We start from the raw sequence: 15,773 nt of genomic DNA, 5'->3' as shown, positions 1-15,773 counted from the left end.
AAAATGATTCAAGTAGGTCAAATCCTTTTCATCTTATCGGTATTGGTAATTCTTCACGAATTCGGTCATTATATCACCGCAAAATGGTTTAAGGTTAGGGTAGAGAAATTTTATCTTTTCATGGACGCCGGTTTTTCATTATTAAAGAAAAAAATAGGCGAAACCGAATGGGGTATCGGCTGGCTGCCCATAGGCGGTTACGTAAAACTTGCCGGAATGATTGACGAAAGCATGGATACCGAACAAATGAAAGGCGAACCGCAACCATGGGAATTCCGCTCCAAGCCAGCTTGGCAACGTTTGATTATCATGTTGGGCGGTATTATGGTAAACATATTATTAGCCTGGTTCATTTATACTGTTGTTTATATGACTTACGGACAAAAATACGTTTCTACCGAAAAAATTCAGGAAAACGGTTTGGCTTTTGGAGAAGTAGGCCACAAAGTAGGTTTCCAAAATGGCGATAAAATCGTAGCGGTTGATGGAGTATACCAACCACGTTTTAACCGCATGGTTTTAAATGTTTTGTTGGGTGATAACGTGGAAATCGAAAGAAATGGTGTCAAAAAAACGATTGTCTTAACCGATGAAAATAAAGCGGAAATCATCAGTAAAGAAGGGAAAGATTTCGTGGGTTCCCGCAATTTACTTAAAACTATTGCTATTGACAGCGTAATCGCTGTTAAAAACCAACCGGCTTTACTTCAGGCAGGCGATCAGATTACCGGCATCAACAATAAAAATCTAACCTATTTTGACGAGATTGCCGAAATCGCCTTACAAAACAAAGGAAAAGAACTGATTTTCAACATTCTTCGCAATGAAAAACCGCTTACCGTTACCTTAAAAGTAAACAAAGACGGCGAATTAGGTTTTGGTGACAACTATTTCATAGGGACTAACCTTTTATTAAGCGAATCCTCGGTTAATGAAGTGGTAGCCAATAGTGAAGCTGAAAATATTGGCCTACTAAAAAACGACAGAGTTACAGGGTTCAACAATCAAAATTTTAAAAATTTCCGCGAATTTAGAGCAGCTATAAAGAAAGAAGCAGGCAAGGAAGTTACTTTAAACATCATCCGAAACAACCAGCCCATGTCACTTAAAGCAAATCTGGATGAAAAAGGCAAACTTGGATTTTCCTTACAATCGGATTCCGCCCCTGATTACCAAATCGTAAACAAGATGAGTTTTGGAGAAGCAGTTACAGCAGCTGTCGAAGAATCTTGGCAATTAATCATTTACAATGTAAAACAGTTCAAACTGATTTTACGTCCAAAAACCGAAGCTTACAAACACGTTAAAAGTCCTATCGGAATCGCCCGTGCTTTACCGGATACCTGGAATTGGGAATTCATCTGGAATTTCACAGCGTTATTTTCCATCGGACTGGCTTTTATGAACTTATTACCGATACCGGGATTAGACGGTGGCCATGCCCTTTTTACCATTGCTGAAATGATAACCGGTAAAACTTTAAGCGAAAAAGCGATGGGTTATGTACAGACGGGCGGCATGATTATCTTACTGAGTCTAATGGCCTTAACTTTCGGAAAGGATATTTTCGAACTCGTAGTCGATAAATTTTTCTAAAAAAACGCATTTTTTTATTTTGCAGATATAAAAATTCCGTTATATTTGCACTCGCTAAAAAGATATTAATCTTCCTCCTTAGCTCAGTTGGTTAGAGCATCTGACTGTTAATCAGAGGGTCCTTGGTTCGAGCCCAAGAGGGGGAGCAACTTTTTAGCAAACATATTTACCTTTTAGGTGATTCCTCCTTAGCTCAGTTGGTTAGAGCATCTGACTGTTAATCAGAGGGTCCTTGGTTCGAGCCCAAGAGGGGGAGCAAAAAGAGCGATACGAAAGTATTGCTCTTTTTTATTTTACCCTGTTCAGTAACCAAAGTTACACATACCACTCCTTTATTTTGTAACTTTATCTTTTAAAAACCACTTATGAACACATTATTCAGCAACTGGCATTTCATGCGCTTCTTCAGATTAGCCTTAGCTGTTTTTTCAGGTTGGCAGGCTTTTGAAACCGGACAATGGATTTTCTGGCTATTCACTGCTTTCTTTTTGTTACAGTCAATTTTTAATTACGGCTGCGGCCCGAAAGGCTGTTCAATTTCAAACACTAAAAAATAGTCTGCATGAGTACATTTTCCGAAATCATCAATAAAGAACAACCGGTGCTGGTCGATTTTTTCGCTAGCTGGTGTGGTCCTTGTCAAACCTTAGCTCCCATTTTAAAACAAGTAAAAGACGAATTAGGCGAAAAAGTTTCCGTCATTAAAATTGATGTGGATAAAAATCAAGCCATAGCCGCACAATTTCAGGTTCGCGGAGTACCAACCATGCTGCTGTTCAAAAACAGACAACAGGTGTGGAGGCAATCCGGAATACTCTCTAAAAACGATCTCATTAGCATCATTAAACAATACAGTTAACTTAAAAACAACGATTATGCAAAAGAACATGGGAAATCTAGACCGCACCGTGCGTGTGGTTGCAGCGCTGATTATGGGTGTTTTAATCGGCACCGGAGTAGTATCCGGCACCTTAGGTTATGTCTTACTTGCGGTTTCAGCAGTTTTTGTACTGACCAGCTTAGTAAGTTTTTGCCCACTTTACCCGTTGTTAGGCATCAACACCTGCCCTAAGAAATAATGAAACGTAAATCGCTTCTTTTATGGCTAATTGGCGGATGTCTCGGCGGATTGGCAGGGTACTTCTATTTCGTGTATTACGGCTGTCAGGAAAATTGCGCCATCACTTCCAGTCCTGTTAACAGTACCCTCTACGGAATACTGATGGGCGGATTAGTGTTCTCGATGTTTGATTCCAAAAAGAAATAAAGTAACTTTACAAGATTAGAAGTTACGCTTATGCAAACCAAAATAAACACGGCACAGGAAGCTTACGGTTATTGGAAGGCCACGTCACTTGCAATGCGCATTGAACAAGTGCAGGAACTAAAAAAAGTACTGCATCACAATAGATTGCATTATGCCACCCTCATCACGCAGGAAATGGGCAAACCCATCACACAGTCCTTGGCGGAAGTAGACAAATGCGGGCTTTTATGCGATTATTACGCTCAAAACGCAAACACCTTACTACAACCTAAACACATTCAAACCGAAGCAGACGAAAGCTTTGTCACTTATGAACCCTTGGGTGTTATTTTAGGTGTTATGCCGTGGAACTTCCCCTTTTGGCAGGTTTTCCGGTTCGCGATTCCAACTATTTTAGCAGGCAATGTTGTGATGGTAAAACACGCCAGCAATGTTCCACAATCCGCTGAAAACCTTGAAGCCTTATTTTTGGAAAGTGATTTTCCCATAGGCGTATATCAAAACCTTCATCTTTCAGGTGATAAAGTTGCCGAAGTGATTGCACATCCCGAAATCAAGGCCATTTCCCTTACCGGAAGTGAAGCCGCAGGAAGTGCTGTTGCTGCCCAGGCAGGAAAATATTTAAAGAAATCCTTATTAGAACTCGGCGGCAGCAATGCCTTTATCGTTTGCAAGGATGCAGATTTGGACAAAGCCGTAGCTGTAGCTGTTAACGCGCGCATGCAAAATGCCGGACAAAGCTGTATCGCCGCAAAACGCTTCCTGATTCAAAAGTCTGTTTTCGATATTTTTGTTGAAAAATATAAAACCGCGATAAATGCCCTAATTTGTGGCGACCCATTGAATACTGCCACACAAATCGGCCCGTTAGCCCGTATCGATTTAGCGGAAGATTTGGAAAAACAAGTCCGACAATCCGTTGCAATGGGCGCTAAAGTAATTTTAGGCGGAAACCGAAAAGAAGCCTTTTACGAACCCACCATTCTCACCGATGTGACTCCTGAAATGCCGGTTTTCAAAGAAGAAACCTTTGGCCCGGTAGCCGCAATAATCTCGTTCGAGACCCTTAACGATGCCATCGCATTGAGCAACCAATCCGATTTTGGCTTAGGCGTTTCCATCTTTACACAGGACATTAATCACATCAAAAACCGCATTGACGAATTTCACGAAGGTGCTGTTTTTATCAACGAAATGGTTAAATCCGATCCGCGTCTGCCTTTTGGCGGTATTAAAAAATCAGGATACGGAAGAGAATTGGCTGAAGAAGGCCTAAAAGAATTCGTCAACATTAAAACTGTAGTCATTAACAAATAACTCTTTAATCATCATGAAAAAACTATTTCTACTACTCACAACGTTAACCTTACTTTCTTTCACAGGTTCTGCTCAAAAACAAACTACTGAAAAACAAAATATCAACATCGTTTTAGACAATTGGCACAAAGCAGCCGCAGAAGGCAATTTCACCAACTACTTCAACGCAATGTCCGACGAATCCATTTTTATCGGCACCGATGCCACCGAAAACTGGAATAAAAAGGCATTTCAGGATTTTGCCAAACCCTATTTTGACAAAGGCAAAGCCTGGGACTTTAAACCCCTGCAACGCAACATCTACTTTAGTAATGACGGAAAAACAGCCTGGTTTAACGAATTATTGGATACTTGGATGAAAATCTGCCAGGGTTCCGGCGTAATGGTAAAAGAAAACGGTGTCTGGAAAATCAAACACTATGTTTTATCCATGACGGTTCCCAATGACAATGTGGATGATGTCGTAAAAATCAAAGCGCCCATTGAAGAAGAGCTGATACAAAAACTGAAAAGATAATTCAACCACAACCTGTTCCAACCGAACAGGTTTTTTTTATTCCTTTTTTATAAACTTTTAAAACCAACCTTTCATTTTTCTCGTACATATTCGGAACACATCTAAAAAGATAAGGTTATGAAAATCCACCGCACGCTAAAATGGATACTCGGCAGCATATTAGGAACCTTTACATTGCTGTTTATCATCCTTGTTATACACATCGCTACCGCAACGCCAAAAGTGTACGACAACGCCACGTTGCAGTTAAGCCGAATCGACTTCAAAGCACCTGTCGATTCTCTCACCGCTAAAGAAATTCACCGCAACATAAAATCCATTCCCGGCGTGAAAAATGATCGGCTAAATGCCAAAACCGGTGTGTTGGTGTATTATCATGACAACCGTTTTATCAATTCCGAAAGGGTATACAACCTGCTAATGGCAAAAGGCAACTACAACGCCAAACGCTATGTGATTTCAGAAGCCATGGCCCGTAAAAAAGTTTGTCCGGTGATGGACACGAACAGCTTCAGTTATAAATTCTCCAGAGGAATTCAACGCATCTTCAAATAACCAATAAATCCAGATACTTATGAAAACATTTGCTAAAATTACGCTTTTTGCCCTGTCTTTCGGTGCTCTTACATTCATTTCCTGCAACGACAACGACGACAACGCCCCTACTCCCGCAGCAATGACGCTGTACCAAAAACTGGGCGGAACCACTATGGTAGCCGACCCTAACAACCCCGGATCCATGATTGAACAAGGCCGGTTAAGCTATCGTTCCGTAGTAGACAGTACCATTACGTTAATTGTGGCCGATATCGTAGCGGGTTCTGAAGGGAATTTCGGTGCGCATTTTGCCCCGCTGGTTGGAGAAGTTTCAGGCGGAAACACAACCAATGTTGCGGTTTTAAGCAAAAACTTAACCGACTTTTTCTCAGCCAACACCGGCGGAGGAGCCACCAACACCTACTCAGGCATGAATATGGCTATGGCGCACAACCCTGCACAAAATCCAAGAATGGGAACCACCGCATCCGATGCAGATTATAATAAATTTATAGGCTATGTAGGAGCGGCTGCGGCATTAAACGGCGTAACCGATCCTGCCATTATCAATGAAGTTGTTGCAGTATTGGAATCGTTGCGTGATCCTATTGTGCAAGAATAAACTTTTTTCAGGGGTAAAAAAAACGCAGCCAGTGGCTGCGTTTTTCTATTTTTTAGCAAGGTTTTCCAACATTACGGTGGTCATTTTTTCCATATCGTAATCGTGTTGCCAACCCCAGTCTTTTCGTGCTACGGAATCATCAATACTCGCCGGCCAGGAATCGGCTATGGCTTGACGGAAATCCGGTGCGTAATCAATGGTGAATTCCGGAATGTGTTTCTTAATGGATTCCGCAATTTCTTTCGGCGTAAAACTGATAGCCGATAAGTTGTACGAAGAACGCACTTTTATACTTTCCGCAGGTGCCTGCATAATGCTGATGGTCGCCTTAATGGCATCGTCCATATACATCATCGGTAATCCGGTATTTTCAGAAAGGAAACAGGTGAATTTTTTATCAGAAAGCGCCTTGTAGTAGATGTCTACTGCATAATCTGTAGTGCCGCCACCCGGAGGTGTCGTCCAGGAAATAAGTCCCGGATAACGGATACTTCGCACGTCTACCCCATATTGTTTATTGTAATATTCACACCATCTTTCTCCGGATTGTTTTGAGATACCATAAACCGTGGAAGGCTCCATAACGGTATACTGCGGCGTATTGTCTCTTGGCGTTGTGGGTCCGAAAACAGCAATACTCGAAGGCCAGAAAATTTTCTTGATTTTTCCGGATTTGGCTAAATTCAACACGTGGAACAACGAATTCATGTTCAAATCCCAGGCAAAGGCAGGATTTTTTTCCGCTGTAGCCGATAGCAAAGCCGCCATCAGGTACACATCGGTAATCTCATATTTTTCTATTAAATTCTCAATTTGGTTATAATCAAGAGCATTGACTACTTCAAAAATGCCGTTTTGGACTACCTCGTTTTCCAGTTTTCGAATATCGGAGGCAATTACATTTTCCGTTCCGTAAGTAGCTCTGAGTTTGGCTGTCAGTTCGGTACCAATCTGTCCGCAGGCGCCGATGATTAATATTTTCGTGCTCATTTGTGTTTGTTTGTTCCCTACAAAGATACTCTTTTGCTTAAAAAATGCGGTTCAATTTCACTTTCAAAATTCCCGATTCACAAAAAACGATATTTTAGTTAACATATTCCTATCAGAAAAAGCAGATTCCCAGAACATTTGTACCTTTGCTTTTACAAATCAAGACTATGAAATCTAAATTTATATTACTTCTTTTTTCGTTTTTCATCGTTTCCTGCAACAACAAGGAAACACGCGTTGCCGACAGCGTTAAAGCTGAAAAACTGGACAGCGCCGTTTTAAAAACCCTTACTCAAAACTGGCATTTTTCGATTCCTCCGGCTAATCCCAAAGTACAAAACCAGCTACGCGGATGGAATCAATGGGACACTTTCACACAGGAATTACAACAAAACCCAAAAGGTTCCTTAAATGCTTTTCGTACCAAATCGAAAAACTTAACTCTTAAAGGCCAACTTTTGGAATTGAATATCCCCAAAATGTTCAACAAACCGGCAGTTAAGAGCCGAATTTCGACTTTAAACACCAAGCTGAAATCACTGGAAACTTACATGAGTTTACCACACATCCCAACCGATAAAATATTGAAAATCATTCCGGAAGTTTCTTCGGAACTGGCCTCAATACAAAACCAGATGAACGAAATCATCATTAAAAGTGAAATCCCGAAAGAAGAAGGCGAATTAATCATGTTACAGGCATTAGACACCACTCGTCACGCCCGTCGGGAAGTTCAGGAACTTAAAGCGGAAGAAGCTGCTACAACGTCATCACCAGAAACCCGTAAAAGAAAAACTTTTAACCGTTAATCCATTTTCTTACGTCATAATTTACTGCTTTTGAAAACCGACATCAAAAACCTCTATCAGAAATCGGCAAAAATTGCCCAAATTGCAGAACAACTCCAAAAAAGGGAATCGAAAATTCAAATGAAAGGATTGATCGGTTCGGCTTTGTCGTTTGTGATTGAAACACTTTTCACCAAAACCGATTTACCGTATCTGATGGTTTTTCAGGACAAGGAAGAAGCAGCGTACTATTTGAACGATTTAGAAAATCTGATTAACGACCAAGATGTATTGTTTTACCCGGGCTCCTATCGCCGACCGTATCAGATTGAAGAAACCGACAATGCCAATGTATTGTTGCGTGCCGAAGTATTGAACCGTATCAATTCGCGCAAAAAACCAGCCATTATCATCACCTATCCGGATGCGCTTTTTGAAAAAGTGGTTACCCGAAAAGAACTCGACAAAAACACGCTGAAAGTGGCTACCGGCGACACGATTTCGATTGATTTCATCAACGAAGTTTTGTTTGAGTACAACTTCAAACGGGTAGATTTTGTGTCGGAGCCGGGCGAATTTTCCGTGCGAGGGGGAATCATAGATGTGTTTTCCTTTTCCAATGACAATCCCTACCGGATTGAGTTTTTCGGCAACGAAGTCGATTCCATACGAACCTTTGATGTGGAAACCCAGCTTTCGGTGGAAAAACAAAAGAAAATCACCATCATTCCCAACGTGGAAAACAAGTTCCTGAAAGAAAACCGCGAGAGCTTTTTGGACTATATCAGCCCACAAACGGTTTTGTTTGTTCAGAATACCGATTTACTTTTAAACCGGTTAGACAAATTATTCGGCAAAGCAACGGAAGCTTTTGAAAAACTATCCAAAGACATTCAACATGCCTCACCGGAAACCATGTTTGTCAACCAACAGACTTTCGTAAAAAAAGCGCTGGATTTCACTTTGGTGGAACTGGCATCGAAGCCTGTTTTCCGCACTGAAAAAACCTTTGAATTCCATACACAGCCGCAACCGTCGTTCAACAAACAATTCGATTTATTACTGAACAACCTAAACGATAACCATTTCAACGGCATCAAAAACTACTTATTCTGTTCTAACGACGGACAAGCAAAACGTTTCCACGATATTTTCGAGAGTTTAGACGAAGCCAATCACGAAAACGTCCGCAAACAATACCACACCCTTGTTTTTCCTTTGTTTCAGGGATTTATCGACGAGGAATTGCAAATTGCCTGTTACACCGACCATCAGATTTTTGAACGTTACCACAAATTTAACCTAAAAAACGGCTATTCGAAAAAGCAGACCATTACCCTGAAAGAACTTAATACACTTTCCGTAGGCGATTATGTGACCCACATCGATCACGGCATCGGAAAATTCGGCGGCCTGCAGAAAATTCAGGTAGAAGGTAAAACGCAGGAAGCCATCAAACTGGTCTATGCCGATAACGATATTGTGTACGTAAGTATCCACTCGCTGCACAAAATCTCCAAATACAACGGAAAGGACGGCGCGCCTCCAAAAATATACAAACTGGGCTCCAGCGCCTGGAAAACCTTAAAGCAGAAAACAAAAGCCCGAGTAAAACACATTGCGTTCAACCTGATTCAATTGTATGCGAAACGCCGCTTGGACAAAGGTTATGCTTTTGCTCCGGACAGTTATTTGCAGGCGGAATTGGAATCGTCTTTTATCTACGAAGATACACCCGACCAATTAAAAGCCACACAGGAAGTCAAAGCTGACATGGAAAACGACCGTCCGATGGATCGTTTGGTTTGTGGCGACGTTGGTTTCGGAAAAACGGAAGTGGCCATTCGTGCCGCCTTCAAAGCCGTGGACAACGGAAAACAAGTAGCCATTTTGGTTCCGACCACGATTTTAGCCTTTCAACATTACAAAACCTTTCGCGAGCGTTTAAAAGATATGCCGGTGAGCGTGGGCTATGTAAACCGTTTTCGTTCGGCGAAACAAAAGGCAGAAACCTTACAACAACTGGAGGAAGGGAAACTTGATATTTTAATCGGAACACACCAGTTGGTGAATAAAAATGTGGTTTTTAAAGATTTGGGCTTACTGATTGTAGACGAAGAACAAAAGTTCGGTGTGAACGTAAAAGACAAACTCAAAACCATCGCGCATAACGTCGATACGCTTACTCTAACCGCGACTCCAATTCCGAGAACCTTACAATTTTCGTTGATGGCAGCACGCGATTTATCGGTTATTACCACACCGCCACCCAACCGTTATCCTATTGAAACACAGGTAGTCGGCTTTAACGAAGAAGTTATCCGTGACGCGATTTCGTATGAGATTGAACGCGGCGGCCAGGTGTATTTCATCAACAACCGCATTGAAAATATTAAGGAAATTGCCGGAATGATTCAGCGTTTGGTTCCGGGTGCCAAAGTGGGTGTAGGTCACGGACAAATGGACGGCAAGAAATTGGAAGAATTAATGCTCGCCTTTATGGATGGGGAATTCGATGTATTAGTGGCTACGACCATCATCGAAAGTGGTTTGGATGTTCCGAACGCGAATACGATTTTCATCAACAATGCTAATAATTTCGGTTTGTCCGATTTGCATCAGATGCGCGGGCGTGTAGGGCGTAGCAATAAAAAGGCATTCTGTTATTTCATCTGTCCGCCGTACTCGGCCATGACCGAGGAAGCCCGAAAACGAATTCAGGCTTTGGAACAATTCAGTGAATTGGGCAGTGGGTTTAATATTGCCATGAAAGATTTGGAAATTCGCGGTGCTGGTGATTTGTTGGGTGGTGAACAGAGTGGTTTTATCAACGATATCGGTTTTGACACCTATCAGAAAATAATGAACGAAGCGATTGAGGAACTGAAAGAAAACGAATTCAAGGATTTGTATCCAGAGGAAAACGACATCGAAACCAAGGAATACGTTAAAGACATTCAGATTGACACCGATTTTGAATTGCTGTTCCCGGACGAATACATCAACAATATTTCGGAACGTTTAAATTTATACAACGAACTGAGTTTAATTAAAACCGAAGAAGCCTTACAGCAATACGAACAAAAACTCATTGATCGCTTCGGCGCGTTACCAAAACAGGCGGTAGCATTGTTGAACAGTATCCGCATTAAATGGAAAGCGACACATCTTGGCATTGAAAAACTGGTATTGAAACAAGGCAAAATGGTGGGCTATTTTGTGTCGGATCAGCAATCGGACTATTACCAGTCGTCGAAATTTATGAAAGTGCTACAATTTGTCCAGCAAAACGGAAATCTGTGCAAAATGAAAGAAAAAGAAACGAAAAACGGTTTGCGCTTATTGTTGACGTTTGAAAATGTAAAGTCGATAAAACGCGCACTCGAGCTAATCGAAATGATGTAAAAAAAGAAAACCTCCAATCGAAAGAAAGGAGGTTTTTGAATAATAACACACTGCTTACCTAAAAGCTATTTTTGTCCTTACAAAGTTGCAATTTCCTACAACCAACAATGTTATTATAAGTTTATCAGATTGTTATGCAGTTTAAGAGAATGTTATATTCTTAAAAGAGAAACCTACTCAAATTTCATTTCAAAAAGCAGGTAATGCTTAATACCGAATTTACTGCCCCAGTTTTCGATGTCTTTGCCGCTAGTTCCCACTTCGCACCAGGACACCGAACCGTCTTTATGCTCATACGGCAGAATATACGCCAACAAATAAAACTTTTTATCGTAACCGATTGCCATTTTACTTTCCTCGGCAATATTGCGCAGGCTGTAATCATGGGTTTCAATGGCGTCGTATTCTTTGGTTATGGATAAACGTGGAAACCGGAAGGTCATTCGTAATTTATTCTTTTGCGTCAATTTGGAAATTACCTTTAAATGTAAAACCGTATCGTTTACCTTTTGAAGTTGTTCTATACCGGTCGATTTGCTGTCAAACACGACAGACTCCCGAACGGTCTTTCCGCCCCAGATTTCTTTCACGGTAAGTTGGTAGCTTTTCTTTTTCAGTTCTTTTCCGATAAACTTTAGTTTCAGGTACTCAATGCCTTCAAATTGTAATAAATCTCTAATTTCAGGATTTGCAGCACCATATTCCGATACCATTTTCAATTCGCTATTGACGGCTTGCCCGAAGGAAATTTGCACTAGGAACAGACTTATAAAAGTCAGCATAATTTTTTTCATGTTTTACATGGTTTTGAATGAATCATAACGCATACTACGACATAAAATTATAAGAATGAGAAATTACTTCATAAAATATAAATTTCAAGAAGTACTGCTAATAAACTTAAAAGACCTGAAGAATATGAATTCTGCTTATTTCAGATAGGCTTGCAGAAGAAAACTGGTTGAACTGTCATGTTTTTGCATCCTACCCGAATTGATTTCCTCCAAAATTGTAGTGGCCAGTTGTTTTCCGTATTCCACCCCGAATTGATCGTAACTGAAAATGTTCCAGATAACGCCTTGTACAAATATCTTGTGTTCATACATCGCAATAAGCGATCCAAGCGTTTTTGGCGTGAGTTTTCGAATCAGCAGTGTGTTTGTCGGTTTATTGCCTTCAAAGGTTTTAAATGGCGTTAAAAAAGGATTCTCGCCGCTTTCCGCCATCACTTTCGATTTGTCTTTACCCAGAAGTAATGCCTCGGTTTGAGCAAAAAAGTTCGCCATCAATTTATCATGATGCTTCTTATTCTGATAAAGCGATTCTTTAAAACCAATAAAATCACATGGAATTATCTTGGTTCCCTGATGCAACAACTGAAAAAACGCGTGTTGGGCATTGGTTCCCGGCTCACCCCAAATGATATTCCCGGTTTGATAGCCCATCGGATTTCCATCACGGTCTACATGTTTCCCGTTACTTTCCATTACAGCCTGCTGCAAGTAAGGAGCTAATTTTTTCAGGTATTGTGAATATGGAATTACCGCTTCAGTTCGGCTGTCAAAAAAATTGTTGTACCATACGCTTAGCAAAGCCAATACAACCGGAATATTGTTTTCGAATGAAGTGGTTTTGAAATGCTCGTCCATCTCACTGGCACCTTTCAGCAATTCTTTAAAATTATCATATCCTATGGACAGTGCAATCGACAATCCTACGGCGCTCCACAATGAAAAACGGCCGCCAACCCAATCCCACATCGGGAAAATATTTTGATCGCTGATGCCGAATTCGGTTACCTTTTCGATATTGGTGGAAACCGCTACGAAATGTTTCGCAACATCCCCTTTCTGCCCAGATTGCAAGAACCAATCCTTAATTGTTGTGGCATTGGAAATAGTTTCCTGTGTTGTAAAGGTTTTGGATACAATGATAAAAAGTGTGGTTTCCGGATTGAGTGGCTTAAGAACTTCATTCACATGATCGCCATCAACATTAGAAACAAAATGAATATTCAGATGATTTTTATAAAACTGCAAAGCTTCCACCGCCATATCCGGACCCAGATCCGAACCGCCAATACCGATGTTTACGATATCTGTGAACGGTTTTTCGGTATAACCTTTTCGGATTCCGGAAATAACATCTTTGGCAAACGTCTCCATTTTTGCCTGAACTGCTTTGATTTCCGTAATCACATTGGTTCCGTCATTCAAAACAGAAGTTGTTGAAGAGCGTAAAGCAGTGTGCAAAACGGCTCTGTTTTCTGTTACGTTGATGATGTCCCCTGAAAAATATTTCTGAATGGCATCTCCCAGTTGTACTTCTTTTGTTAGCTGTAAAAGCAGCTGTAGCGTAGTTGCATCAATTCTGTTTTTGGAATAATCCAACAGAAAATCGTTCCATTGTATATGAAAACGCTCCGCGCGTTGTGCATCGGAAGCAAAAAGTTCCTGCATGCAAACGTCTTTTATTTCCGAGAAATGCTTCTGTAATTGTGTCCAACTCAGGGTTTTGGTTGGATTTACGTTCTCTAACGCCATTATTCTCCAAATTTAGCTAATGAAACACTGTCCAATTCTTTTTTCAGTGGCGCAATATAAGTCATAAATTTTGATTTATACTTCGGATTCATCGGTTCCGAATTTGGTAATTTCTGCCTTAGCGGATCCACCTGTACCCCATTTTTCCAGAAACGGTAACAAACGTGTGGCCCTGTAGCTAAACCGGTACTTCCTACCTTTCCAATCACTTGCCCCTGCTGCACGTGCTGACCGCGACGCACCAGAATTTTAGACATGTGAAGGTATTGTGTAGCATATGTTGAGTTGTGACGTACTTTAACAAAATTACCATTACCGCCGGTATAACCGGTTTGCTCGACGGTTCCGGAAGCAGTGGTCATAATCGGTGTTCCGGTTGGCGCAGCATAATCCGTACCGTTGTGGGCCTTCCAGATTTTCTGAACCGGATGAAAACGACTTCGGGTGTAACGCGAGGTGATATTAACAAACCTTAAAGGCGCTTTTAAAAACATGTTTTTAAGCACTTTTCCTTCTTCATCGTAATAATCTACTCTCTTCTGATTTTCATTTTGTTTGAATGGGAAAGCATAGATTTTTTTTCCTTTGTATTCGAAATAGGAAGCTTCCACATTTTCCACGCCTAAATACTCCCCTCCTTCAAGGTATTTTTCAGTAAGCGTTACGGCAAACTTATCCCCTTTATTGATTTTAAAGAAGTCAATGGACCAAGCATAAATTTTAGAAAGTTCCGGTGCCAATGCCGCTGAAACGCCTTCCCGGGCAAGGGTACTCGAAACCGATCCGTCTATAGCCGCTGCAATGGTTCTGCGCTTAATAACAACCGGACGCTCTTTTTTATAGACAAGCGGAATGGAATCACGTAAATCCACTACGTAATAACTCATCTTATCCGGTTGATAAACGAATACTTTTAAACTGTTGGGTGCTTTTTTATCCTGAAGCAATGTAAAAGGCTTTCCGATTCGAATGTCTCTCACATTGAAGGAATCTTTTACTCTTTCGTTGATTTCGTGAACTTTGGCAGCGTCAAAACCCTGCTCGCCTAAAATCTTTCCAAAACTATCTCCGGACTGAATGGTGTCATGTACTACATTGAAATCATTTAACTTGAATCCAAATTCGTAAACGATCTTTTCTTTTTTTACTTCCGGTTTGTTGGTTTTTTCTTTTTCTTCTTTAGTGTTACAAGCAAATAGTATTAATGATAATAATATGATTGCGGTGTATTTCAAGTTTGTTGGTTTTCGTTGGTTATAGTTCTATTCTCCCCATCGCTCTAATTCCTCCTTGCTCCAAAGTTCGGGAAAAAATATACGTCTTTGGTATTTTGGCAGCATGTATTTTTTCCAATCACTGCCCCCGGTAGCTTCGTGATTGCCCGGTACGCTCTCAATGTATTTCACTGCTGCATTATAATGCCCCATAACCCAAGTAATATTCACGGTCTTATCGTAATGACGCATGGCCGCGATCAAGTCTGGATTTAGTTGATCTTTTTCCGGCAATTGCTTGAATTTTCGCCAAAGGTTAAGCGTATTATACTCTTCCATCTGGCTTAAAAATTGTTTTTTATATTTTTTCTCAAACTCTTTCAAAAGGTATGATTTCTCCCCTGTCTTATAATCTTTCCCGGCCGCCTGCCAATACAGGTGCTCAAAAGCTTGATCGTACGAAGCATTACGGTCTATAGTAGCCCTAAAACGTTGGTCTATCAGGTTAATCCAATCAGTCGAAGCGAATTCAATCATGCGGTATTGCGCACTTTGAAAACCACTTGCAGGAGTTAATGTATTACGGAATTTCAGGTATTGCTCGACTTCCATTCCGTCACCCATGATATCGAATGAGGTGGTGAGCATATCGAAATAACGACTGATACGCATCAAACGTTCTGTAAAAAATTCCGTCGCCATTTTTTCAGCATGGGCTACCTGTCCAATTTCCCATAAAATCATTTTGAACAACAACTCGTTCACCTGATGGTACATAATAAAGACCATTTCGTCCGGTAAAGTGGTACGCTGAATCTGAAGGTTCAGCAAGGCATCGGTTTGAATATAATCCCAATAGGTAATCGGTTTGGACCACAAAAGGCCTTCTAAATGCGTTTCGGTCTTCTGATTGATGGCGTTGAATTTTTCCTCAATCTGTCTGATCTTATCGTGAACTTCCGGAGTAATTTCCATTA

16 protein-coding genes and 2 tRNA genes are annotated in these 15,773 nt (G+C 40.9%); 13 read left to right on the top strand and 5 right to left on the bottom strand.

The annotated features are described in order from the left end of the window. The first annotated feature begins 3 nt into the window (after window positions 1-3). The 11 genes from ABGT15_RS14240 to ABGT15_RS14190 all read left to right on the top strand — a co-directional run bounded on the left by ABGT15_RS14240 (window position 4) and on the right by ABGT15_RS14190 (window position 5,856). On the top strand, window positions 4-1,596 hold the full coding sequence (locus tag ABGT15_RS14240; protein WP_367232123.1) for a site-2 protease family protein: 1,593 nt from the start codon (window positions 4-6) through the stop codon (window positions 1,594-1,596). Window positions 1,597-1,668: 72 nt separating this feature from the next. Beyond that, window positions 1,669-1,742: transfer RNA gene (locus ABGT15_RS14235), tRNA-Asn, on the top strand. 36 nt (window positions 1,743-1,778) lie between these two features. Next, window positions 1,779-1,852: transfer RNA gene (locus tag ABGT15_RS14230), tRNA-Asn, on the top strand. Between the two features lie 109 nt (window positions 1,853-1,961). Beyond that, window positions 1,962-2,153, top strand: a complete 192-nt coding sequence (locus ABGT15_RS14225) for a hypothetical protein (RefSeq protein ID WP_367232122.1) — start codon at window positions 1,962-1,964, stop codon at window positions 2,151-2,153. 5 nt (window positions 2,154-2,158) lie between these two features. Next, window positions 2,159-2,455, top strand: coding sequence for a thioredoxin (gene trxA / locus ABGT15_RS14220; RefSeq protein WP_367232121.1), 297 nt, complete (start codon window positions 2,159-2,161; stop codon window positions 2,453-2,455). A 16-nt stretch (window positions 2,456-2,471) separates the two neighbouring features. After that, complete coding sequence (locus ABGT15_RS14215; protein WP_367232120.1) at window positions 2,472-2,675, top strand: YgaP family membrane protein; 204 nt, start codon at window positions 2,472-2,474, stop codon at window positions 2,673-2,675. Beyond that, on the top strand, window positions 2,675-2,863 hold the full coding sequence (locus tag ABGT15_RS14210) for a hypothetical protein (RefSeq protein WP_367232119.1): 189 nt from the start codon (window positions 2,675-2,677) through the stop codon (window positions 2,861-2,863). The genes ABGT15_RS14215 and ABGT15_RS14210 overlap by 1 nt, the downstream gene beginning before the upstream one ends. 30 nt (window positions 2,864-2,893) lie before the next feature. Beyond that, window positions 2,894-4,180, top strand: coding sequence for an NAD-dependent succinate-semialdehyde dehydrogenase (locus ABGT15_RS14205; RefSeq protein WP_367232118.1), 1,287 nt, complete (start codon window positions 2,894-2,896; stop codon window positions 4,178-4,180). A 13-nt stretch (window positions 4,181-4,193) separates the two neighbouring features. Beyond that, on the top strand, window positions 4,194-4,697 hold the full coding sequence (locus ABGT15_RS14200; protein ID WP_367232117.1) for a nuclear transport factor 2 family protein: 504 nt from the start codon (window positions 4,194-4,196) through the stop codon (window positions 4,695-4,697). Window positions 4,698-4,814: 117 nt separating this feature from the next. Continuing rightward, window positions 4,815-5,252: a hypothetical protein gene (locus tag ABGT15_RS14195; protein WP_367232116.1), complete on the top strand. Its 438-nt coding sequence runs from the start codon at window positions 4,815-4,817 to the stop codon at window positions 5,250-5,252. Window positions 5,253-5,271: 19 nt separating this feature from the next. After that, window positions 5,272-5,856 carry a hypothetical protein gene (locus ABGT15_RS14190; RefSeq protein ID WP_367232115.1) on the top strand — a complete coding sequence of 195 codons (585 nt, stop codon included), beginning with the start codon at window positions 5,272-5,274 and terminating at the stop codon, window positions 5,854-5,856. Between the two features lie 45 nt (window positions 5,857-5,901). On the opposite strand, the gene ABGT15_RS14185 is transcribed toward ABGT15_RS14190, so the two are convergent. Then, window positions 5,902-6,846, bottom strand: a complete 945-nt coding sequence (locus ABGT15_RS14185) for an L-threonine 3-dehydrogenase (protein ID WP_367232114.1) — start codon at window positions 6,844-6,846, stop codon at window positions 5,902-5,904. A 167-nt stretch (window positions 6,847-7,013) separates the two neighbouring features. Between ABGT15_RS14185 and ABGT15_RS14180 the strand changes: the two genes are divergently transcribed. Both ABGT15_RS14180 and mfd read left to right on the top strand, forming a co-directional pair. Next, complete coding sequence (locus tag ABGT15_RS14180) at window positions 7,014-7,655, top strand: hypothetical protein (protein WP_367232113.1); 642 nt, start codon at window positions 7,014-7,016, stop codon at window positions 7,653-7,655. A gap of 120 nt (window positions 7,656-7,775) precedes the next feature. After that, on the top strand, window positions 7,776-11,039 hold the full coding sequence (mfd, locus tag ABGT15_RS14175) for a transcription-repair coupling factor (RefSeq protein ID WP_367232185.1): 3,264 nt from the start codon (window positions 7,776-7,778) through the stop codon (window positions 11,037-11,039). 173 nt (window positions 11,040-11,212) lie between these two features. Here the strand turns inward: mfd and ABGT15_RS14170 are convergent, their stop codons facing one another. The 4 genes from ABGT15_RS14170 to ABGT15_RS14155 all read right to left on the bottom strand — a co-directional run bounded on the left by ABGT15_RS14170 (window position 11,213) and on the right by ABGT15_RS14155 (window position 15,771). Then, on the bottom strand, window positions 11,213-11,833 hold the full coding sequence (locus tag ABGT15_RS14170; protein ID WP_367232112.1) for a hypothetical protein: 621 nt from the start codon (window positions 11,831-11,833) through the stop codon (window positions 11,213-11,215). Between the two features lie 135 nt (window positions 11,834-11,968). Next, window positions 11,969-13,582: a glucose-6-phosphate isomerase gene (gene pgi, locus ABGT15_RS14165; RefSeq protein ID WP_367232111.1), complete on the bottom strand. Its 1,614-nt coding sequence runs from the start codon at window positions 13,580-13,582 to the stop codon at window positions 11,969-11,971. Next, window positions 13,582-14,817, bottom strand: a complete 1,236-nt coding sequence (locus ABGT15_RS14160; RefSeq protein ID WP_367232110.1) for a M23 family metallopeptidase — start codon at window positions 14,815-14,817, stop codon at window positions 13,582-13,584. Before ABGT15_RS14160 ends, pgi begins: the two co-directional genes overlap by 1 nt. A gap of 27 nt (window positions 14,818-14,844) precedes the next feature. Continuing rightward, window positions 14,845-15,771, bottom strand: coding sequence for a tryptophan 2,3-dioxygenase family protein (locus ABGT15_RS14155; RefSeq protein ID WP_367232184.1), 927 nt, complete (start codon window positions 15,769-15,771; stop codon window positions 14,845-14,847). Between the last annotated feature and the right edge of the window lie 2 nt (window positions 15,772-15,773).

Origin of the sequence: Flavobacterium enshiense, from assembly GCF_040750275.1 — a bacterium.
GTDB lineage: Bacteria > Bacteroidota > Bacteroidia > Flavobacteriales > Flavobacteriaceae > Flavobacterium > Flavobacterium enshiense_B.
This window is presented reverse-complemented; position numbering and strand designations above follow the sequence as displayed.